This is a genomic window from Streptomyces sp. NPDC007205 (assembly GCF_040634095.1).
Taxonomy (GTDB): domain Bacteria; phylum Actinomycetota; class Actinomycetes; order Streptomycetales; family Streptomycetaceae; genus Streptomyces.
The window spans coordinates 61,687-80,659 of sequence record NZ_JBEYEW010000032.1 but is presented as its reverse complement, the minus strand read 5'-3'; the positions used below and the strand labels follow the sequence as shown (position 1 = coordinate 80,659).

General features: G+C 73.0%; 17 protein-coding genes and 2 pseudogenes. 8 read left to right on the top strand and 11 right to left on the bottom strand.

Features of this window, described 5'->3' with window-relative positions; all coding sequences use genetic code 11:
• The 3 genes and pseudogenes from ABZ624_RS34080 to ABZ624_RS34070 form a co-directional block, all read right to left on the bottom strand.
• A pseudogene (locus tag ABZ624_RS34080) lies at positions 1–912 on the bottom strand (hydrolase); the annotation flags it as partial.
• A 245-nt stretch (positions 913–1,157) separates the two neighbouring features.
• Complete coding sequence (locus ABZ624_RS34075) at positions 1,158–1,535, bottom strand: toxin Doc (protein ID WP_360097910.1); 378 nt, start codon at positions 1,533–1,535, stop codon at positions 1,158–1,160.
• A gap of 3 nt (positions 1,536–1,538) precedes the next feature.
• Positions 1,539–1,778: a hypothetical protein gene (locus ABZ624_RS34070; protein WP_360097907.1), complete on the bottom strand. Its 240-nt coding sequence runs from the start codon at positions 1,776–1,778 to the stop codon at positions 1,539–1,541.
• A 466-nt stretch (positions 1,779–2,244) separates the two neighbouring features.
• On the opposite strand from ABZ624_RS34070, the gene ABZ624_RS34065 reads away from it, so the two are divergent.
• Positions 2,245–4,623, top strand: a complete 2,379-nt coding sequence (locus ABZ624_RS34065; protein WP_360097904.1) for a SpoIIE family protein phosphatase — start codon at positions 2,245–2,247, stop codon at positions 4,621–4,623.
• A gap of 3 nt (positions 4,624–4,626) precedes the next feature.
• On the opposite strand, the gene ABZ624_RS34060 is transcribed toward ABZ624_RS34065, so the two are convergent.
• Positions 4,627–5,175, bottom strand: a complete 549-nt coding sequence (locus ABZ624_RS34060; RefSeq protein ID WP_351241003.1) for an RNA polymerase sigma factor — start codon at positions 5,173–5,175, stop codon at positions 4,627–4,629.
• Between the two features lie 47 nt (positions 5,176–5,222).
• Between ABZ624_RS34060 and ABZ624_RS34055 the strand changes: the two genes are divergently transcribed.
• The 5 genes from ABZ624_RS34055 to ABZ624_RS34035 all read left to right on the top strand — a co-directional run bounded on the left by ABZ624_RS34055 (position 5,223) and on the right by ABZ624_RS34035 (position 10,733).
• Complete coding sequence (locus ABZ624_RS34055; protein WP_360097901.1) at positions 5,223–6,614, top strand: serine/threonine-protein kinase; 1,392 nt, start codon at positions 5,223–5,225, stop codon at positions 6,612–6,614.
• A gap of 151 nt (positions 6,615–6,765) precedes the next feature.
• On the top strand, positions 6,766–7,455 hold the full coding sequence (locus tag ABZ624_RS34050; RefSeq protein WP_360097898.1) for a DUF4232 domain-containing protein: 690 nt from the start codon (positions 6,766–6,768) through the stop codon (positions 7,453–7,455).
• Positions 7,456–7,650: 195 nt separating this feature from the next.
• A complete protein-coding gene (locus tag ABZ624_RS34045) occupies positions 7,651–8,889 on the top strand; it encodes a hypothetical protein (RefSeq protein WP_360097895.1) in 1,239 nt (412 codons plus the stop codon).
• A gap of 65 nt (positions 8,890–8,954) precedes the next feature.
• On the top strand, positions 8,955–10,208 hold the full coding sequence (locus ABZ624_RS34040; protein WP_360097922.1) for an arsenic transporter: 1,254 nt from the start codon (positions 8,955–8,957) through the stop codon (positions 10,206–10,208).
• A gap of 33 nt (positions 10,209–10,241) precedes the next feature.
• On the top strand, positions 10,242–10,733 hold the full coding sequence (locus ABZ624_RS34035) for a universal stress protein (protein WP_360097892.1): 492 nt from the start codon (positions 10,242–10,244) through the stop codon (positions 10,731–10,733).
• A gap of 1 nt (position 10,734) precedes the next feature.
• Here the strand turns inward: ABZ624_RS34035 and ABZ624_RS34030 are convergent, their stop codons facing one another.
• Positions 10,735–12,804, bottom strand: a complete 2,070-nt coding sequence (locus ABZ624_RS34030; RefSeq protein ID WP_360097889.1) for an RICIN domain-containing protein — start codon at positions 12,802–12,804, stop codon at positions 10,735–10,737.
• Between the two features lie 410 nt (positions 12,805–13,214).
• Entirely contained in the window at positions 13,215–14,183 is a 969-nt protein-coding gene (locus tag ABZ624_RS34025) for an aldo/keto reductase (protein ID WP_360097886.1), read from the bottom strand.
• A 219-nt stretch (positions 14,184–14,402) separates the two neighbouring features.
• Here ABZ624_RS34025 and ABZ624_RS34020 point away from each other — a divergent pair, with 219 nt between their 5' ends.
• Positions 14,403–15,260 (top strand): hypothetical protein, encoded by an 858-nt coding sequence (locus tag ABZ624_RS34020; protein ID WP_360097883.1) that lies wholly within the window; start codon positions 14,403–14,405, stop codon positions 15,258–15,260.
• Here ABZ624_RS34020 and ABZ624_RS34015 read toward each other — a convergent pair.
• Positions 15,257–15,790 (bottom strand): flavoprotein, encoded by a 534-nt coding sequence (locus ABZ624_RS34015; protein ID WP_360097880.1) that lies wholly within the window; start codon positions 15,788–15,790, stop codon positions 15,257–15,259. The genes ABZ624_RS34020 and ABZ624_RS34015 overlap by 4 nt on opposite strands.
• Positions 15,791–15,799: 9 nt before the next feature.
• Entirely contained in the window at positions 15,800–16,258 is a 459-nt protein-coding gene (locus tag ABZ624_RS34010) for a nuclear transport factor 2 family protein (protein WP_360097877.1), read from the bottom strand.
• A 146-nt stretch (positions 16,259–16,404) separates the two neighbouring features.
• On the opposite strand from ABZ624_RS34010, the gene ABZ624_RS34005 reads away from it, so the two are divergent.
• The gene (locus ABZ624_RS34005; protein WP_360097874.1) at positions 16,405–16,992 is read left to right on the top strand and encodes a TetR/AcrR family transcriptional regulator; all 588 of its coding nucleotides are present in this window, start codon (positions 16,405–16,407) and stop codon (positions 16,990–16,992) included.
• Here ABZ624_RS34005 and ABZ624_RS34000 read toward each other — a convergent pair.
• The 3 genes and pseudogenes from ABZ624_RS34000 to ABZ624_RS33990 all read right to left on the bottom strand — a co-directional run bounded on the left by ABZ624_RS34000 (position 16,967) and on the right by ABZ624_RS33990 (position 18,893).
• Positions 16,967–17,167 carry a ferredoxin gene (locus ABZ624_RS34000; protein ID WP_360097871.1) on the bottom strand — a complete coding sequence of 67 codons (201 nt, stop codon included), beginning with the start codon at positions 17,165–17,167 and terminating at the stop codon, positions 16,967–16,969. The genes ABZ624_RS34005 and ABZ624_RS34000 overlap by 26 nt on opposite strands.
• Before the next feature lie 12 nt (positions 17,168–17,179).
• Entirely contained in the window at positions 17,180–18,409 is a 1,230-nt protein-coding gene (locus ABZ624_RS33995; RefSeq protein WP_360097868.1) for a cytochrome P450, read from the bottom strand.
• Positions 18,410–18,576: 167 nt separating this feature from the next.
• Positions 18,577–18,893 (bottom strand): annotated as a pseudogene (locus ABZ624_RS33990) (ketosteroid isomerase).
• Positions 18,894–18,973 lie beyond the last annotated feature (80 nt).

Here is an 18,973-nt window from a genome sequence, read left to right as displayed (position 1 = left end):
GCTGAGCTTGCCGCCGCCGCGCCGGCGTCCGCCGGAGCGCCGGGAGCCACCACGGCCGCGGGCGGGGCCGGGACGGCGGCCGGGGCGGGACTCTAGGTAGCGGCGGGCGCCCCAGCCGAGCACGGCCTCGGCGAGCAGCACGCCCAGGGCGGCGTCGGCGTGGCCCAGTTGCTCGGCGGCGTGCCGGCAGTAGGAGCAGGCGGACAGGTGTTCCTGGACATCGGGCAGCAGGGCGCCGGCACCGCCACGGCGGATCGGAACGTCGAGCAGGCGGTTGTAGTAGCGGCATTCCTTGCCGGGCGCGAGATCCCGGTGGGCGCGCACCAGGCCCTCCCGGAATTTCTCGCGGGCCTGCGCAAGTGCGGCCGCGGCGCTCTCGATGTCCACGCCGAGCAGCCCCGCGGGAACGGTGATCGGCTCGGCCTCGACCTCGATGTGCCACAACAGCGCCTGCTCCAGCAGGGAAAGGGCGTGAAAGGAGCGGTCCGACAGGGTGCGGTTCTCCGGTATCAGGGTCTTCGCGGCCCGCATCCCGCGGCCCCCGGCGGGCTTTCCGAGTCCGGGCAGTACGGCGGTGATCCGGTCGGTGCCGGACCAGTTGACGACCGTGTCCCGGACCGTGACCAGCAGCCGGGGCCGCAGCGCTTCGGCTCCTTCGCCGAGCGCGAGCCTGCCGAGGACCTGGTGGAAGGCGGTGGCGGTGACCATGTGGGCGAGCGGCCCGGACAGCGCCAGGCAGACGACGGCGTAGTCGTGGGCCGGCTGCCAGTGCCGGGCCATCAGCAGGGCGGCGGACCGGGAGCCCTCCGCGTCGGAGCCGGCCCGCAGCGGACCGGCGAGCAACTCGTCGGACTCCCCGGAGTCGTCGCCGGGCGGCGGATAGGGCGGACGAGGGGGGTGGGGGGTGAGCACTGAGCGTGTTCCTTATGGTGCGTGCTGCGTCGATGCGTACCTCTGCGGCGCGCGGGGAGGCACATGGGCCGGAGCTCGGCCGGTGAAGTTCCGCATCCGCCGGAGAAACCCCGGACTCTACCCCCCGCACGGGCATTTCAACCCTTGCACAACTTCCACACGAGCAACAGGCCACCCGCACAACCCCGGAAGTTTTGAAAGAAAGTCAGAAAGCGGGCCGGCCGTTGGACATATGGTGCGGCTCCTCAGATCTGCCAGGAGCGCAACCGGTCGGCCGCGCCGTACACGTCCGCCTTGCCGGACATCAGATCGCGGGCGAGGTCGACGAGGGCGCCGTAGGGCGGGTCGATGCCGACGCCGCTGACGAACATGTAGGCCACCGCGGTCGAACAGGCGAAGCGGGCGTTGGCCGCGGGCAGGGGCTTGAGCATGGCGAGGGTGTGCAGCAGGGCGGCGGCCCGCCAGGCGGGGTCGGAGTCCACGCCGAGCCGGGGCGGATCCACGCGGTGTCGGGCGACGGCGGCGACCAGCGCGGAGAAGTCGTCCACCGCGGGCTGGTCGGGCAGGACCTCCTCGTGGCGCTGGAGCAGCCAGGGGACGTCGATATGGATGACGGAAGGCATGCGTCAGGCGGCCTCGTCCTTCGCTGCGGGTTCGTCGTCGGGGAAGGCCGCCGCGAACTCCTCGGCATGGGCGGCGAAGAACTGCCGGAATGCCTCGGCGCCCTCCTGCAGGGCCCGGTGCCGCGCTATGTCGGCGGCTGCGGCCTCGCGCACGAGGGCCTTCATCGACGTACCGCGCTCCTTGGCGATCTGCCGCAGGTCCTCGAGTTCCCGTTCGCTGAACTCCACGTTGAGAGCTGGCATGTCCCTCACGGTACCGCGCGGGTACTTACCCGTAAATATCGGCAGGTCAAGTGCCCTTTGCCCCGGTACCCGCCATGGGCGGTGTGCACGGTGAAGGAGACCGCCACCCGGTCGAAGGTCCGGGCGCGTCCGAAGTCGACCGACAGTAACTGGCGTCTGCGTACGGGTGGTTCAGCGGCGCGGGACGGTCGGGCTTGACGTCCGGTGCGGCGGTGCCGGCGACCGAGCGGACCGGGGTCGTCCGCACCCGGACCGGGCCCGTGCGCAGGCCGTCCGCCCGCGCGGTGACGGTCAGTGGGCCCGGCTCGGTACCAAAGCGGGCGATGGCGAGGGCCTTGCCGTGGAACGGGGTGCGCGTGTTCGCCCGGCAGCGGAGGTTGTGGTTCACGGGAGTCCCGGAAGCACTAGGCTGGAACACGAGAGGTGCCACCTGTTCACTGTGAGTGTGCGCTTGGGAGCGGCGACGATGAGCCGGGTCTATCCGTTCGACGACGCGGCGACGGCCCGGGCTGTCATCGACGACGAGGGAACGCTGGTCGAGTGGAACGAGGGCGCCAGACGCCTGCTCGGCCACCCCGCGGACGCCGTCCTGGGCCGGCCCGCCGCCCGGCTGCTCGCCGAACAGCACCGCTTGGCCCTGCCCACGGCCGCCCGCTGGGAGGGAACCGTCGGATTGCGCCACCGGGACGGCCGTACCGTACCCGTCTGGCTGCTCGTGCACCGCCGGCCGCCGCACGACGGACACGGCGGTGACTGGCTCGTCGTCACCCCGCTGCCCACCGCGCAACCGCCCGCCGAGGACGACCCGCTCGCCGCGGCGGGCCTGATCCAGTCGCCGTGCGCGGTCGCGGTGTACGACGCGGAGCTGCGGCTGCGCCGGATGAACGAGGCGATGGCCGAGGTCATCGGGCTGCCGGAGGAGCGCCTGCGCGGGCTGCGGCTCGCGGAGATCGGCGGCCGGGCCCAGAGCGACGACCTGGAGCAGGGCATGCTTCGGGTGCTGACCACGGGCCGGCCGCTGGACGTGCAGACGTCCGTCCACACCGGCGACGGGGACCGCGCCCACGCCTGGCTCGCCCGGATGGCTCCGGTCAGGGACGCGCGGGGCCGGGTGCGCGGGGTGTGTCTGGCCGCGCACGACATCACCGACAGCCACCGCGCCCGGCAGCGGCTGCAGCTGGTGAACGAGGCGAGCGTGCGCGTCGGCAGCACGCTGGACGTCACCCGCACCGCCCAGGAGCTGGCGGACGTGTGCGTGCCTGCGCTCGCCGACTTCGTCACCATCGACCTGCTGGACCCGCAGGAGTACGGCGGCGAGCCCCCGGCCCGCCTCTCGGCGCCGGTCACGCTGCGCCGGGCCGCCCATCGGTCGGTCCTCGACGGCGCGCCGGAGGCGGTGAGGGAGCCCGGGCAGACCGAGGAGTACCCGGCCGGCTCGCCGCAGGCGGACTCGCTGACCGCGGGCCACACGATCAGCGCCTCGGTGGCCGCTGGTGACCTGCGGTGGCTGACCTGGAACAGCGCGCGGGGCGAACGGGTGCGCAGATTCGGCATCCACTCCTCGATGTCGGTGCCGATCCGGGCCCGTGGCCTCACCCTCGGCGTCGCCGTCTTCATGCGTCACCGGCGCCCGGACCCGTTCACCGGGGACGACCGGCTGCTCGCCGAGGAGATCACCACCCGGGCCGCCGTCTGCATCGACAACGCCCGCCGCTACTCCCGCGAACGCGAGACCGCGCTCGCGCTCCAGCGCAGTCTGCTGCCCCGCACCCTGCCGCGCACGGCCGCGCTGGAGGCCTCCTCCCGCTATCTGCCGGCCGCGCGGGCCGGAGTGGGCGGTGACTGGTTCGATGTGATCCCGCTGTCCGGGATGCGGGTCGCGATGGTCGTCGGGGACGTCGTCGGACACGGCGTGGAGGCCTCGGCCACCATGGGCCGGCTGCGGACCGCCGTGCGCACCCTCGCCGACATCGACCTGGCCCCGGACGAGCTGCTCACCCACCTGGACGACCTGGTGGTCCGGCTGTCGGAGGAGTCCGGCGGCGACGGCAGCCCCGGCGAGGTCGGCGCGACCTGCCTGTACGCCGTCTACGACCCGGTGTCGCGGCGCTGCACCCTGGCGCGCGCCGGGCACCCGCCGCCCGTGCTGCTGCGGCCGGGCGACCGGCCGCACCTGCTGGACCTGCCCGCCGGTCCCCCACTGGGCCTGGGCGGGCTGCCCTTCGAGTCCGCCGAGGTGGCACTGCCCGAGGGCACCGTCCTCGCGCTGTACACCGACGGTCTGGTGATGTCCCGGGAACGGGACGGGGACGTCGGCCGCGAGCTGCTGTACGAGGCGCTCGCCGGGCACACGGACTCCCTGGACGTGACCTGCGACCGTATGCTGCACGCCCTGCTGCCGCCGGGCGGTGTCCCCGACGACGTGGCGCTGCTGCTCGCCCGCACCCAGGGCCTGCCGGCCTCGCAGGTGGCGACCTGGGACATCCCGGCCGATCCGGCGCTGGTCGCACCGATCCGCAAGCAGGTCGTGGAGCAGCTGGACGCCTGGGGGCTGAGCGAGGCGGCGTTCACGGCGGAACTGGTGGTCAGCGAGCTGGTCACCAACGCCATCCGGTACGGCTCGCATCCCATCCGGCTGCGTCTGATCCATGACGCGACCACGCTGATCGTCGAGGTGTCCGACACCAGCCACACCGCTCCGCACCTGCGCCGGGCCAAGACCTTCGACGAGGGCGGCCGTGGCCTGCTGCTGGTCGCCCAGCTCACCCAGCGCTGGGGCAGCCGGCACACCCCGGAGGGCAAGACGATCTGGGCGGAACTGCCCCTGTTCGAGGAGGACGAGTAGGGCTCAGGAGCCCGCCAGCCAGGGCCGTACCTGTTTGCGGGCCTCGTGCAGGCGGGACTTGAGCGTGCCGAGCGGGATGCCGACGCGCTCGGCGACCTCGGCGTAGTCCAGCTGGCAGATGTCCCGGTAGACCAGCGGCGCGACCAGGTGCGGATGCGTCCGCTCCAGCCGCTCCAGCGCCTCCAGCAGGTCCACCCGGGAGCCGGCGATGACGCTGGTGGTGCGCGGGTCGACGGCGTACGACGGCTCGATGGCGGCCGGCTGCTCGGCGGCGCGCCGCTTCAGCTCGCGGTACTTCTGCCGGGCGCAGTTGGCGACCACGGTGTACAGCCAGGTGCTGAACCGGCTGCGGCCCTCGAAGCCGGAGATGTACCGGGCCACCTGGAGCAGCACGTCCTGCGCGGCCTCCTCGGCGTCCTCCCGGCACGGCAGGAAGCGCCCGCAGCGGCGCAGGACCTCCGGCCGGATCTCGGTGAGCAGCCGGTCCAGGGCCGCGCTGTCGCCGGCGGCGGCCCGCCGGGCGAGGTCTTCCATCGGCGCCTGGTCCTGCACGGACGGGCCCTCCTCAAAGTCGATCTCAGGCCAGGCATGATAGTCGTATGCACTCCCTGGAGCGGATCGGCCGCTACCGCCTCGAACGGCCGCTGGGCACCGGTGGCTTCGCCACGGTGTGGCTCGCCCACGACGACGAGCTTCAGGCCCCGGTCGCGGTCAAGGTCCTCGCCGACAACTGGGCGCACCGGCTCGACGTCAGGGACCGCTTCCTGTCCGAGGCGCGGCTGCTGCGCCGGGCGGGCTCCAGCCGCGTGGTGCAGGTCTACGACATCGGTGAACTCCCCGACGGCAGGCCGTACTTCGTGATGGAGTACGCCGACGGCGGCACCCTCGCCGACCTGCTGGCGGGCGGGCCGCTGCCGGTGGGGCGCGCACTCGCGCTGACGGCCGAGGCCGCCCGCGCCGCCGCCGCGCTGCACGAGGCGGGCATCGTGCACCGGGACATCAAGCCCACCAACGTGCTGCTGCACACCGCCCCGGACGGCACCCGGCGGGTGCTGCTGGCCGACCTGGGACTCGCCAAGAGCCTCGCGCAGGCCTCGGTGCTCACACTGGCCGCGGGCTCGGCGGGCTATCAGCCGCCGGAGCAGGCCGAGCCCGGCGAGGGCATCGACGAGCGTGCCGACGTCTACAGCCTGGGCGCGGTCGGCTACGAGCTGGTCACCGGGAGCGTGCCGGGCCCGCCGGGCAGGGTCGTAGCGCCCGGGCGGCTGCGGCCGGACCTCGGCGAGGGCGTGGAGCGGGCGCTGCTGCGCGCCCTGGAGCCGGACCGCGCGCGGCGCTGGCCCGGCGCACAGGTGTTCGCCGACGAGCTGGACCGGCTGGCGGCGGCGTCGCCGGCGCTCCGGCCCACCCGGCGGCTGGACGGCGTCCGCGGCCGGCTGAACACGGTGACGCTGACCCTGGCCGCGGTCCTCGCCGCCGCGGCGGCCGCGGCCACGGTGACCGTGCTGATCCACCGCGGCGGCTCCCCGGACGAGGTTCGGGTGACGGAATCGACCGGACGGGTGGTCGTGAAGGTTCCGGCCGGCTGGAGCCGCCAGCTGCGCGACTCCGGCTGGGACCCGAGCGCGCTGGGGCTCGGCAAGGGGCACGAACCGGGACTGGTGGTCGCCGACGACCTGACCCGGTGGCCCGATCTGGGGAAGGCGGTGGACGGCGTGTTCGTCGGAATGAGCGAGCACGGCGACCTCACCGCGAAGGTGAAGGCCCTCGCCCACACCGGCTGCCGCTACTCCGGCAGCCGCACCTTCACCGACGGCGACTGGCACGGCCTGGTGCGGGCCTGGAGCGGCTGCCCGGACGGCGGCTCGGTCACCGAGTCCGCGCTGGACCCGGCGGGCGGCGCAGCGCAGCCCCAGTTGTACGTACAGGTGCGCGAGCGGGGCGCCACGGACGCGACCGACGGGATACTCCGTTCGCTGAGCGTGACCTGACGCGCGGCTGGCGGCGGTCACGACGGGGAAGAAAACCCTCCGTGCCGAACTTTTCCGGCGTTCGGCGCATCGGAGTGTGAGGACGGCGCACTCGGCGTCGTCAGGCACGCGGTCCGCCGCGTGCCGTGACCATCCAGGAGTGTGGAGCGACATGGTGTACACACCCCGGTCCGCGCGGCGCGGGGCCCTGCTCGTGGGCACGGTCGCCGTGCTGGGCCTCCTGACCGCCTGCGGCAACGGCCAGGACGTCCACGGCAACCCACCGATGACGGTCTCCGGTACGGCCGCCCCGGCGACCGGCACCACGAAGACCACGGACTCCACCAGGTCCGCCCCGGTGGCGTCCCCCAGTGCCGCCCCCTCGTCCTCGACCACGAAGGCCACGGCGCCCACCGGCGGCGGTACGGCCGCACCTGCGGCGAGCACCCGCTGCCACACCTCCCAGCTGCGCGCCTCGGTGGGCCGCAACGACCCGGGCGCCGGCCAGGAGAACTTCCCGGTCGTCCTCACCAACAGGTCCGGCCGGACCTGCACCCTGCGCGGCTATCCGGGCACCGCGTTCGTGACCGCCTCCGGCGCCGAGCTCGGCCCGGACCCGCAGCGCGAGTCGGGCTCACCGACCACCATCACCCTCAGGCCCGGGCAGAGCGCCTGGGCCGGGCTGACCTTCTCCAACCCCGGTGTCAGCGGCGCCCGGACGGCCACCCCGGCCGCGCTGCTGGTCACACCGCCGGACGAGCGGGACGCGCTGAAGGTCGCGTGGACGGGCGGAGCGGTGCCCGTCTCCGGCAACTCCTCGTCCGTCTTCCTGTCGGTGCTCAGCCCGGGCACCGCTCCCTGACCCCTGCCGGCACCCCCGGACGAACCCCGCTGCACTCCCCCGGCAGCGGGGTTCGTCATGACCGCGCCACAACTGTCACAGGACGGCAACAGGCCCCGCGGGCCGCGATCTTTCCACCGGACCCCGTCATCGAACCCGTCGACCCACACCGGCGAGCAGGCCCTCAGGGGCCGTGACAAGGAAATCGGGGAGAAGATGAGCGGGATCTCACGCAGGCGGGTGCTGACGGCGGGCGCGGCGGCGGGCGCCCTGGGCACGCTGGCCGCGTGCTCCTCCGGCACCGGCCTCTCGGTCGACGGCCCGGCGGACGGCAGGGGCACCGCCCAGGCCCGGCCGGCGAAGCCGATAGGCGACGGCTCCACGGCCGACACCGGGGCCCAGCCGCACCAGCCGAAGCCCGAGCGGCTGAAGCCGGGCCAGAAGCCTCCGCAGTTCGTGGTGTTCTCCTGGGACGGGGCGGGCGAGCTGAGCAACAATCTGTTCTCCCGGTTCCGCAAGGTGGCCGCCGACCACGGCGCGAAGATGACGTTCTTCCTCAGCGGCATCTACACGCTGCCCGAGTCCAAGAAGCACCTGTACCGTCCCCCGCAGCACCCGGTCGGCGCCTCCGCGATCGGCTACCTCGCCGACCGGCACATCCACGCCACGATCCAGCAGGTCCGCGCGGCCTGGCTGGAGGGCCACGAGATCGGCACCCACTTCAACGGGCACTTCTGCGGCGCGTCCGGCGTGCGCAACTGGTCCCCGGCCGAGTGGCGCAGCGAGATAGACCAGGCGGTCGACTTCGTGACCAAGTGGAAGACCAACACCGGTTTCACCGACCTGGAGCCCCTCCCCTTCGACTACCGCAAGGAGCTGATCGGCGGCCGTACGCCGTGCCTGGAGGGCCAGTCCAACCTGCTGCCCACGGCCGCGGCCCTCGGCTGGAAGTACGACGCCAGCTCCCCCGGTGGACTCCAGATCTGGCCGGGCAAGGTGCAGGGCGGGAAGATCTGGGACTTCCCGCTGCAGTCCATACCGTTCCCCGGGCACTCCTTCCAGGTGCTGTCGATGGACTACAACATGATGTTCAACCAGTCCGGTGGCAACCCGCTCGGTGACCGTACCCACTACGACGCCTGGCGCGCCCAGGCCCGCGACGCCTATGTCGCCGGTTTCCGGCGGGCGTACACGACCAACCGGGCCCCCTTCTTCATCGGCAACCACTTCGAGCGCTGGAACGGCGGCATCTACATGGACGCCGTCGAGGAGGCGATCGGGAAGATGGCCGCGTACGGCGACGACGTACGGTTCGTGTCGTTCAAGCAGCTCGTGGCCTGGCTGGAGGCGCAGGACCAGGCGGTGCTGCGCAAGCTGCGCACGCTGGTGCCGGGGCAGGCCCCGGCGGGCGGCTGGGCGGAGTTCCTGGGCGCGGCGGGCAGCCGGGCGTCGTAAGGGGTTCAACATCTTCTGTTTTCATGGGCGGGCACCCCGCGTGATCGCTTCCGGAAGGACCCGCCCTGAACACCCCACTCTCCGAAGCCCTGTCCGCGGTGCTGCTCGTCGCCGTGCTCGCCTGGGCCGTCGTACGGCCCTTCGGGTGGCCGGAGGCGGTCATGGCCGTTCCCGCCGCCGGCATCGCGGTCGCCACGGGGGCGATCTCGCTGGACCACGCACGCGCCGAGGCGGAACGGCTCGGGCCGGTGGTCGGGTTCCTCGCGGCGGTGCTGGTGCTCGCGCACTTCTGTGATGTGGAGGGGCTGTTCCAGGCCTGCGGGGCGTGGATGGCCCGGTGGGCGCGGGGCCGTCCGGTGCGGCTGCTGACGGCGGTGTTCGCGCTGGCGTCCGCCATCACCGCCGTCCTCAGCCTGGACGCCACGATCGTGCTGCTCACGCCGGTGGTGTTCGCGACGGCCGCGCGGACCGGCGTACGGCCCAAACCGCATGTGTACGCCTGCACGCATCTGTCGAACACCGCGTCGCTGCTGCTGCCGGTGTCCAATCTGACGAACCTGCTCGCGTTCGCGGCGAGCGGGCTGAGCTTCACCCGGTTCGCGGCGCTGATGGCGCTGCCGTGGCTGGTCGCGATCGGCGCCGAGTACGTGGTGTTCCGGCGGTTCTTCGCCCGTGACCTCGCGGCGGCGGCGCCGGCGGGCGGCGAGAGCGGCGAGGCACCCCGGCTGCCGCTGTTCGCGCTGGTGACCGTCGCCTGCACGCTGGCCGGGTTCGTGGTGGCGTCGGCGTTCGGCGTGGAGCCGGCCTGGGTCGCGGCGGCGGGCGCGCTGGTGCTGGCCGGGCGGGCGCTGCTGCAGCGGAAGGCGACGCCGCTGACCGTCGTACGCTCGGCCGCCCCGGCCTTCCTCGCGTTCGTGCTGGCGCTGGGCATCGTGGTGCGGGCGGTCGTCGACAACGGGCTCGCGGACGTGCTCGGGCACGTCCTGCCGGGCGGGACCGGGCTGCCGGCGCTGCTCGGGATCGCCGCGCTGGCCGCCGTCCTGGCGAACCTGATCAACAACCTGCCCGCGGTGCTGGTCCTGCTGCCGCTGGCGGCGCCGGCCGGGCCGGGCGCGGTGCTGGCCGTGCTGCTCGGCGTGAACATCGGCCCCAACCTGACCTACGCCGGGTCGCTGGCGACGCTGCTGTGGCGGCGGATCGTGCACCAGCACGAGCACGGCGTGGACCTCGGGGAGTTCACCCGGCTGGGCCTGATCGCCGTGCCGTCCTCGCTCGCCGTCGCGGTGGTGGCACTGTGGGGATCGCTGCGGTTTCTCTGAGGGTTGCCGCGTACGCCGAGGGAGGCCGACCGGATGCGTGTGATCGCCTGGCTCGTCGAGGGCACCTGGCCCGCCTGCGTGGACGCCGTGCGCAGCCACGCACCGGGCACCGCCGAGGTGGTGCTGCTGCACGTCAGCGGGCCCGAGGTACCCGGTCTTGGGCACGGCGCCTTCGCGGGCCTCCTCGGGCGGGGGCACACCGAACGCGACCCCGGTGACCTCCTGGAGGTGCTCGGCGGGAGTTCGGCGGCCGAACTGCTGGACGCGGCGGCGGAGCGGCTGGGCCGGCCCTGTGCGCGCGAGGAGCGGTCGGGCCGGGTCGAACGGGAGGTGGTGGCCGCAGCCGAGGGCGCCGATCTGCTGGTGCTGGCCCGGGACGGCGACCGTTCCCGGCTCGGGCCGAAGAGCCTCGGCCCGGCCGTCCGGTTCGCCGTCGACCACGCGCCCTGCCCGGTGCTGCTGGTGTGGCCGGAACCGGCCCCGGGGCTGGGCACGATGCCGCCGCCACCGCCGCACCGTCCCTGAGTCAACGGTGGCGGTGCCGGCCGTCGCCGTAGCCCCCGTAACCTCCGTAGCCCCCGCCGCAGTAGTACGGCGGATACGCGGAGCAGGGATCGACCGTGGTGGACGGCGTGGCCGAAGGGGCGGTCCCGGTCGGGGTCGGGCTCGGGGCCGGCGAGGAGGTGGTTCTGGAGGCTTTGGGCGTGGGTGTCGCCTCGGGAACCGACCGGTGCGGGGTGGCACCCGGCAACGGGCTGCTGTGGCTGTCCCAGTTGACGTTCTGCATCTGCAGATCGGGCTTGGCGGTGTCGACGGCCCAGCGCTGGGCGGCGCCGGTGGCGCGGGTCTTGAGGACCAGGGCGCCGGAGCCGTCGGTGGCGGCCGGGGTGAGGGCCAGGTCCTGGTTCCAGCGGGGGATCAGGGCGCCCTGGAGGGTGAAGTCGTAGCGGATGTTCCGGGCGGCGCTTCCGGTGGCCGAGCAGGGGGCCAGCCGGACCGAGTAGCCGAGGTGGGAGTCCAGGCACAGGTCGGGGGCGGCGGAATTGCGCAGCAGTCCGTCGGTCTCGTACGTCCACTGCTGGCTCGGCGTCGCGGAGCAGGCGGTGAGTTCGGTCTCGGCGCCCTTGACGGCCTTCTTCCCCACGACGCCGACGCACAGGTGGGAGGCGCGGTTGTGCAGCCGGCCGTGCAGGGCTCCCTGGCCCGCCGTGTCAGCCCCGGCCCAGGACGCGCCGGGACTCGCGGTGCCCTTCCCCGGCGCCGGGGTGGAGCTGCCGTCGCCGGCCGGTGGGGGGCCGTCGCCGGAGCCGAGCACCGACCACAGCACCAGGGGCAGCACGACCAGACCGCTGACGGTACCGACGGCAAGGACGAGATTGCGCCGCCGGGCACGCCGAGCACGGGCGGCTCGCTGGGCCGAACGTCCGAGGACGACGGCTTCCCCTTCGGCACCGTCGGCCCCGCCGGCCCGACCGGACCCGCGTCCCCGCGAGCCCTCACCACCGTCGCGTGTCGTCTCGCCGACCTCGGCGGAACCACCCTGATGTCCGAGCTCAGCGGAACCGGCCTCGCCCGGCGACCCGGCAGAACCGGCTCCGCCCGCTGACTCAGCAGAACCAGCCCCGCCCGTGAACCCGACCGAACCACGCCGGCGCATGAACCCGCCAGAACCACCCCGCCGCCCCGGCTCGGCAGGAGGAGCCCCGCCCGGTGACTCGGTGGAGTCGGCGTCGTGCGGTGGCTCGGGGGTCCAGAAGGGTTCTCCCGGTGGCGGTGTGAGCGTCGTCGGTCGGGGGGACGGGGCGGTCGTGTTCTCGGTGCGGCTCGCCCGGCTGTCCAGGTAGGCGCGGGCCCCCCAGCCGAGGACCGCCTCGGCGAGGGCGAGGCCGAGACCGGTGTTGAACACGGCGAGTTGGTCGGCGGTCCGGCTGCAGTGGCCGCACCGCCCCAGGTGCTCACGCAGATCCGGGTCGATGTCGACGCCGCCGCGCCGGTACGTCACGTCGAGCATGCGCAGATAGCGCTGGCACTCGGACTCCGGGGCGAGTTCGCGGTGGACCTGGAGGCACTCCTCGCGCAGCCGTTCACGGGCCCGCCGCAACTCGACGCCGGCGTCCTCCTCGTCCAGGCCGAGCAGCGCCGCGGGTACGGCGAGCGGTTCGGCCTCGACCTCCGTGTGCCACAGCACGGCCCGGGAGGTCTGGGGCACCCGCTGGAACGCGCGGGACAGCAACCGCCGGCCGGGGGGCGGCAGCAGCCGGGCGGCGGCACGTTCACCGGTGGCACCGGACCGCAGGCCCGGGTGGAGGAGTTCCTGGCGGCCGTCGTTGTCCCACTCGGCCGCGATCCTGCGGACGGCGACCAGCACCTGGGGCCGCCAGGCGGCGGTCGGGCCGACCTGCCGGAGCGATTCCCCGAACAGCCGGGTGAAGGCGGCGGTGGTGAGCATGCCGGCGGCACGCGTCCCGTCCGTGCACAACCGGGCGTAGGCGAAGGCCGCTTCCCAGTGCCGGTCGAGGAGTTCACCGACGGGATGGAGCGCGGGTGTCCCTCCCGTCCACTTCTTCAGTTCGGCACTGAGTCGTTCGTCCGACACGCCTGCCTCATCCACGACCGCAATTCCTCCAGACGCGATACGGAAATTAGTCCATACCAATTGGTACGGGAAGGCGGTGGGGCTGCTCGAACGTCCACCTGAGGCGGCTCTTTTGAAGCGTGGGGGGTGTACGGGGAGCGACCTGGCGCAAACAGCGGAATTACGATCTGCCTGCGCGCCGACGGTGCACACTTTCGCACAGCCGCACACGCCCGAACAAGGGATCTTTCGACAATCGACAAATGCGTGCGGCACCGTTCCTTATTGACACGCATTCAAGAAATCCTTTTCTTCCCCTTACCGCCCTTCGCCCCCCGGAAAGCGCTGGTGAATCCGTAAAGCACCGCCACGCGCGAACCGGGGGACGGGGACAGCGCGACGCGGGCGGACCGCACTGAGCCGTCAGAACCTCAGTGGCCGCTGATCGCGCGCGCCGTGTAGGGCTCCTCCAGTTCCCCGATCTCCTTCTCCGTCAGTTCCAGTTCCACCGCGGCCACCGCGTCCTCGATGTGGTGGGGCCTGGGGGCGCCGACGATCGGGGCGGCCACCGTGTCCTGGTGCAGCAGCCAGGCGAGGGCCACCTGGGCGCGGGGCACGCCGCGGTCGTTCGCGATCCGGGTGACGGCCTCCACGATCGAGCGGTCGCTCTCCAGGTACAGGCGGCTGCCGAAGTTGTCGTTGGCGCTGCGCCCGGTGACCGTGCCCCAGTCGCGGGTGAGCCGGCCGCGGGCGAGCGGGCTCCACGGCAGCGCGCTCACCCCCTGGTCCGCGCAGAGCGGCAGCATCTCCCGCTCCTCCTCGCGGTAGAGCAGGTTGTAGTGGTTCTGCATGGACACGAACTTCGTCCAGCCGTGCCGCTCCGCGGTGTGCTGCAGCTTGGCGAACTCCCAGGCGTACATCGAACTCGCCCCGAGATAGCGGACCTTGCCCGACTTGACCAGGTCGTGCAGCGCCTCCATCGTCTCCTCGGCGGGAGTCGCCTGGTCGTAGCGGTGGATCTGGTAGAGGTCGACGTAGTCGGTGCCGAGGCGGCGCAGGCTGTGGTCGATCTCCGCCATGATGGCCTTGCGGGACAGCCCGGCTCCGTTGGGGCCCGGCCTCATCCGGCCGTTCACCTTGGTGGCCAGCACGATCTCGTCGCGGTTCGCGAAGTCGCGCAGGGCTCTGCCGACGATCTCCTCGCTGGTGCCGTCCGAGTAGATGTTGGCGGTGTCGAAGAAGTTGATGCCCGCCTCCAGCGCCTGCCGGATGAGCGGGCGGGACGCCTCCTCGTCGAGGGTCCACTCGTGGACGCCGCGGTCGGGCAGGCCGTAGGTCATGCAGCCCAGACAGATCCGCGACACGTCCAGGCCCGTCGAACCGAGCTTCACGTACTGCATCGTTGCTGCTCCTGCCTTCGGGACGATGGTCACCGACGAGCGTACGAGTGCTGTGTCGGCGCCTTCCAGACCCGGCCTTCCCGGCACCCTTCGGGGCGCCGGCATTGCTGCCCCCAGGTGACCGCCCGGCGTGGGAGCCGGGGATCGTCGGACGGTCGGATGATCCTCGGCGCAGACGACCGGCATCCGGCCGGTCTCGGCCACCCGGAGGAAAGCGCGGTGCCGACTCGTCCCACGACCCTGAGAACCCTGGCCGGAGCAGCGTTGCTGCCCCTGGCTCTCGTCACCCCCGCCTGGGGGCACCCCGCTGCCGCACCGGCGCCGGCGCCCGAGAGCCCGGCCACGCTGTGCGCGGCCGCCGGCACCCTGCACGGCGCACACGGTGAGGAGGCGCAGGTCAGCCTGTGCACGGACACCGGATCCCCGAGACTGACCATCGCGGCCCCGGCCACCTGCCGGCGCGCGGGCGTCCGGGTCCGGTACGCCTGCCGCACCGAGGGCACCTGGACGGTCCGTCACGCCGGCAAGACGCTGGACACCGGCACCCTGCCCGGCTCACGGGTGTATCCGGGCCCGGGCACGTACGACATCAGCGCCACGGTGCGGGTGCGGTCGACGCCCTCCGGAGTCGACCTGAAGGGCACGGTTCAGACCATCCTTTCGCTGACCACGCCCAAGGCCCCGCCCACGCACGCCATCACCGTCGACCGGACCGCGCTGCGCCGCAATGCCACGACGACGCTGACCTACACCGTCCGCCGGGACAGTGACCAGGGCGACGGCAACGCGCGGCTCGGGCTGATCGGCGAGGAGGGCACCGGTGTGCGGATCGCCACGGCCGACCGGCGCTGTGTCAACCCGCTGGTCGGCCGGTACCCGGCGAAGACCCGGCTGGCGCACTCCGTGGACTGCGCACTGACCGAGCTGCAGCCCGGCCACCCGGAGAAGGTGACGGTCCGCGTCACCGTCGGGGCGAAGTGCTCCACGGTGGTGTCGAAGCTCGGCTACTGGCTGCCGAAGGGCCAGGCCCTGGAGACCGGAGGCATGCTGGCGGGACCGACGCTGACCTGTCGCTAGCGCGGCGGGAGCAGGTCCAGGGCCCGCTCCCAGGCGACGTCCGGCCGACCGCCGTCCGGCCCGACGTCACCGGTGTACACGTCGCCGAAACGGATCCCCATCCCCCGCAGCCGTCGCAGGCTGTCCCGGTAGGCGGGATGGGCGGCCAGCGCGTCGGCGACGCAGGGCAGGACGGCGATCGGTACGCGCAGGCCCGCGGCCTCGCACAGGGTGCCGAGCGCGAGGGTGTCGGCGATGCCGGCCGCCCACTTGTTGAGGGTGTTGAAGGTGGCGGGGGCCACCACGACGGCGTCCGGGGGCGGGAAGGGGCGGGGTTCGACCGGTGTACGCCAGGCCGATCTGACGGGGCGGCCCGTCTGTGCCGCCACGGCCCCGCTGTCGAAGAAGCCGCCCATCGCCACGGGGGTGGCGATGACGCCGACCTCCCAGTCCCGTTCCTGGGCGGCGGTGATCAGCTTGCTGACGCCCGCGGCGATGCCGGCCGCGCACACGACGACGTAGAGGAAGGGTTTCCCGGCCTGTTCGGTCACGCGGGCACCCTACTGAAGCGGGAAGGACACCCCTCGCTCGGCCTCGGGGCGCGGTCCGTGGATGCGGCGCTCCTTCTCCTCGATGGCTACGTCGTTGATGCTCGCCTCCCGCCGGGTCATCAGGCCGTGCTCGTCGAACTCCCACAGCTCGTTGCCGTAGGAGCGCCACCACTGGCCGTCGGCGTCGTGGGACTCGTACTGGAAGCGGACGGCGATGCGGTTGCCGTCGAAGGCCCACAGGTCCTTGCGCAGCGCGTAGTCCAGCTCGCGCTGCCATTTGGCGGTGAGGAACGCGACGATCCCGTCGCGGCCGGTGACGAAGGTGTCGCGGTTGCGCCAGACGGAGTCCTCGGAGTAGGCGAGCGCCACCTTGTGCGGATCCCGGGTGTTCCAGGCGTCCTCGGCGGCCTGGACCTTCTGCGCGGCGGTCTCGCGGGTGAACGGCGGCAGGGGCGGTCGGTCGGCCATGGTCTCCTCCTGGGCTCGGACAGCATCGGAGAACGATCGTTCTCCGCATGGCTGCTACCGTAGGAGAACGCCCGTTCTCGCGTCAAGGAACACGTCGTCAAGGAACATGTCGTCAAGGAACACATCGAGGAGTGATGGTGTCGCCGATGGACAGCGCGACCGCCCGGGACCGGGCGCTCGACGCCGCCGAGGAACTGTTCTACGCCCGCGGCGTCCAGTCCGTGGGCATGGACGAGCTGCGCGGCGCGTCGGGTGTCTCGCTCAAGCGCCTCTACCAGCTCTTCCCCGCCAAGGAGCAGCTCGTCGCGGCCTGGCTGGCGCGGCGGGACGAGCGCTGGCGCGCCCGCCTTGCCGCGCACGTGGCGGGGCAGCGGGACCCGCGGGAGCGGATCCCGGCCGTGTTCGACTGGCTGGAAGGGTGGTTCGGCGAGGACGGATTCCGGGGCTGCGCCTGGATCAACGCCCATGGCGAGCTGGGCGCCACGTCGGCCCCGGTGGCCGCGCAGGTACGCGCGCACAAGGAGGCGTTCCGGGGCTGCCTCGCCTCGCTCGTGGAGGACGCCGGGCTGCCCGCCGCGCTGGCCGGGCCGCTGTTCCTGCTGGCCGAGGGTGCCATGGTGACGGCGGGCATCACCGGGAGCACCCGGCCGGCGGCCGAGGCCCGCGAGGCGGCGCGGGCGTTGGTGGCGGCCGCCGGCCGGGGCGAGCTCAGCCGGCCGTCTCCGACACCGTGATGGCACTCACCGGGCAGGCGCGGGCCGCCTCCCGGACCATCGGGTCGCCGGCGCCGTCCTCGCGTCCGGGCAGCAGCGTGCTGTAACCGTCGTCGTCCTGGGTGAAGACGCCCGGTGCGGCCAGCGCGCACTGGCCGGCTCCGATACAGACGTCCGTGTCGATGTCGATGCGCATGAACAGAGCCTCTTACCAGGTCACGGGGAGTTCCAGCATCCCCTGGATCGTGTCGCCGGGCTTGAAGCGGACGTCCTCGGCCGGGACGGCCAGCCGCAGCCCCGGCAGCCGGGTCAGCAGGGTACCCAGAGCGATCTCCAGCTCCGCGCGGGCGAGGTTCTGGCCCAGGCACTGGTGGATGCCGAAGCCGAAGGCCACGTGGTGGCGGGCGGGGCGGTGGAAGTCCAGGCTGTCGGGCTCCTCGTACTGGGCCGGGTCGCGGTTGATCACCGAGGTCGGGAAGAGCACGCCCTCGCCGGCCCGGATGGTGGTGCCGGCGATCTCCATGTCCTCCAGCGCCACCCGCAGCAGCCCGTCCGCGATGGACAGCATCCGCATCAGCTCCTCGACGGCGGCGGGCAGCAGCGCCGGGTCGGCGCGCAGCTCGGCCAGCCGGGCGGGATGCCGGAGCAGGGTGTAGGTGCCGAGGGAGATCATGTTGGCGGTCGTCTCGTGGCCCGCGACCAGCAGGATGACGGCCAGCCGGACGAGTTCCCCGCGACCGACGGTGCCCTCGCGCAGCTGGTGGTGGACGAGGTCGTCGAGGATGCCGTCGCCGGGTTCGGTCTGCTTCGCCTTGTCGTCGACCAGCTCTCCGAGGTAGCTCTCCAGGCGGTCGCGGGCGTCCTGGGTGTCGGCCGCCGTGGGGCCGCGCAGCAGCCGGCGGGACTGTTCCTCGAAGTACTCGTGGTCGGCGTACGGCACTCCGAGCAGACGGCAGATCACCATCGAGGGCACGGGCAGCGCGAAGGCGGAGACCAGCTCGGCGGGTGGCCCCTCGGCGATCATCGCCTCCAGCAGCCCGTCCACGGTCCGCTGGATCCACGGCCGCATCCCGGTCGCGCGCCGGACGGTGAACGACGGGATCATCACCCGCCGCTGTCGCTGGTGCTCGGGATCGTCCACCCCGAGCAGGGCCACCCGGCGGTCGCGGATGCCCGCGAAACGCTCGGTGGGAACGGGGAAGTCGGGGTGGCGGCGGTCGCTGGACAGTCGGGGGTCGGCGAGCAGGGCGCGGGCGGTGGCGTGCGTGGTGACCGCCCAGACCTCGCGGCCGTCGAAGAGGGTGACGCGGGACAGGGCGCGCCCGTCGCGCAGCGGTGCGTATCCGGTGGGCGGGTGGTAGGGGCAGGTGCGGTCCTGCGGGAAGGCGACGGGTTCGGCCGGGTTCGCCGGGCCGGTGGTGTCCGTCAGTGCCGTCATGGAAAGACCTCGCAGACGAAGAAGTGCGTCGTGCCGATCTTCATTAGATGCCTCAGGCACCTATGGGTCCACGGCAAGTTCGGCCACTTCGGTGAGGTGCGGTATCTGGCCGAAGAACAGTGACTGGAGGGGCGGGATCCGGCCACGGCTCGGTACGCGTTCACCGGTCACGGCAGGCTGTCCCCATACGCGTGATGCCGTACGACCATACCGGCGCGCATGGTGAGGTGCAGGGCGAACCGGGCGGCGTAGGCGCGGCCGGGTGTCCGCCCGCTCCGGCACGGGGTACGCGGCCGGTTCGCGGTAGTGCGCGGCGGCGGCGCGGGTGGGCGGTGCCGGATCCACGGGGTGCGGCGCGGCCGTGCTCCTCCTCCGGCCGGTCGAGCCGCCAGTCGCAGCCGTCCGCGTACAGTTCGGCGATCCGCTCCGGGGCGCCCTGGCCGATCGGGTGCAGCCGTTCCTCGACCGCGGCGCGGGGCGACACGTCGTGGCTGGCCTTCAGCAGGCAACTCCCTGCAGAGGGCGGACCGTCGGGACGTGGACCACTGTGCCGCGTGCACCGGG

Bases quoted from the DNA above. Each gene is read 5' to 3' on its own strand.
- ABZ624_RS34075 (WP_360097910.1), bottom strand. From the start codon at position 1,535: ATGCCTTCCGTCATCCATATCGACGTCCCCTGGCTGCTCCAGCGCCAC.
- ABZ624_RS34070 (WP_360097907.1), bottom strand. From the start codon at position 1,778: ATGCCAGCTCTCAACGTGGAGTTCAGCGAACGGGAACTCGAGGACCTG.
- ABZ624_RS34065 (WP_360097904.1), top strand. From the start codon at position 2,245: ATGAGCCGGGTCTATCCGTTCGACGACGCGGCGACGGCCCGGGCTGTC.
- ABZ624_RS34055 (WP_360097901.1), top strand. From the start codon at position 5,223: ATGCACTCCCTGGAGCGGATCGGCCGCTACCGCCTCGAACGGCCGCTG.
- ABZ624_RS34050 (WP_360097898.1), top strand. From the start codon at position 6,766: ATGGTGTACACACCCCGGTCCGCGCGGCGCGGGGCCCTGCTCGTGGGC.
- ABZ624_RS34045 (WP_360097895.1), top strand. From the start codon at position 7,651: ATGAGCGGGATCTCACGCAGGCGGGTGCTGACGGCGGGCGCGGCGGCG.
- ABZ624_RS34035 (WP_360097892.1), top strand. From the start codon at position 10,242: ATGCGTGTGATCGCCTGGCTCGTCGAGGGCACCTGGCCCGCCTGCGTG.
- ABZ624_RS34025 (WP_360097886.1), bottom strand. From the start codon at position 14,183: ATGCAGTACGTGAAGCTCGGTTCGACGGGCCTGGACGTGTCGCGGATC.
- ABZ624_RS34010 (WP_360097877.1), bottom strand. From the start codon at position 16,258: ATGGCCGACCGACCGCCCCTGCCGCCGTTCACCCGCGAGACCGCCGCG.
- ABZ624_RS34005 (WP_360097874.1), top strand. From the start codon at position 16,405: ATGGACAGCGCGACCGCCCGGGACCGGGCGCTCGACGCCGCCGAGGAA.
- ABZ624_RS34000 (WP_360097871.1), bottom strand. From the start codon at position 17,167: ATGCGCATCGACATCGACACGGACGTCTGTATCGGAGCCGGCCAGTGC.
- ABZ624_RS33995 (WP_360097868.1), bottom strand. From the start codon at position 18,409: ATGACGGCACTGACGGACACCACCGGCCCGGCGAACCCGGCCGAACCC.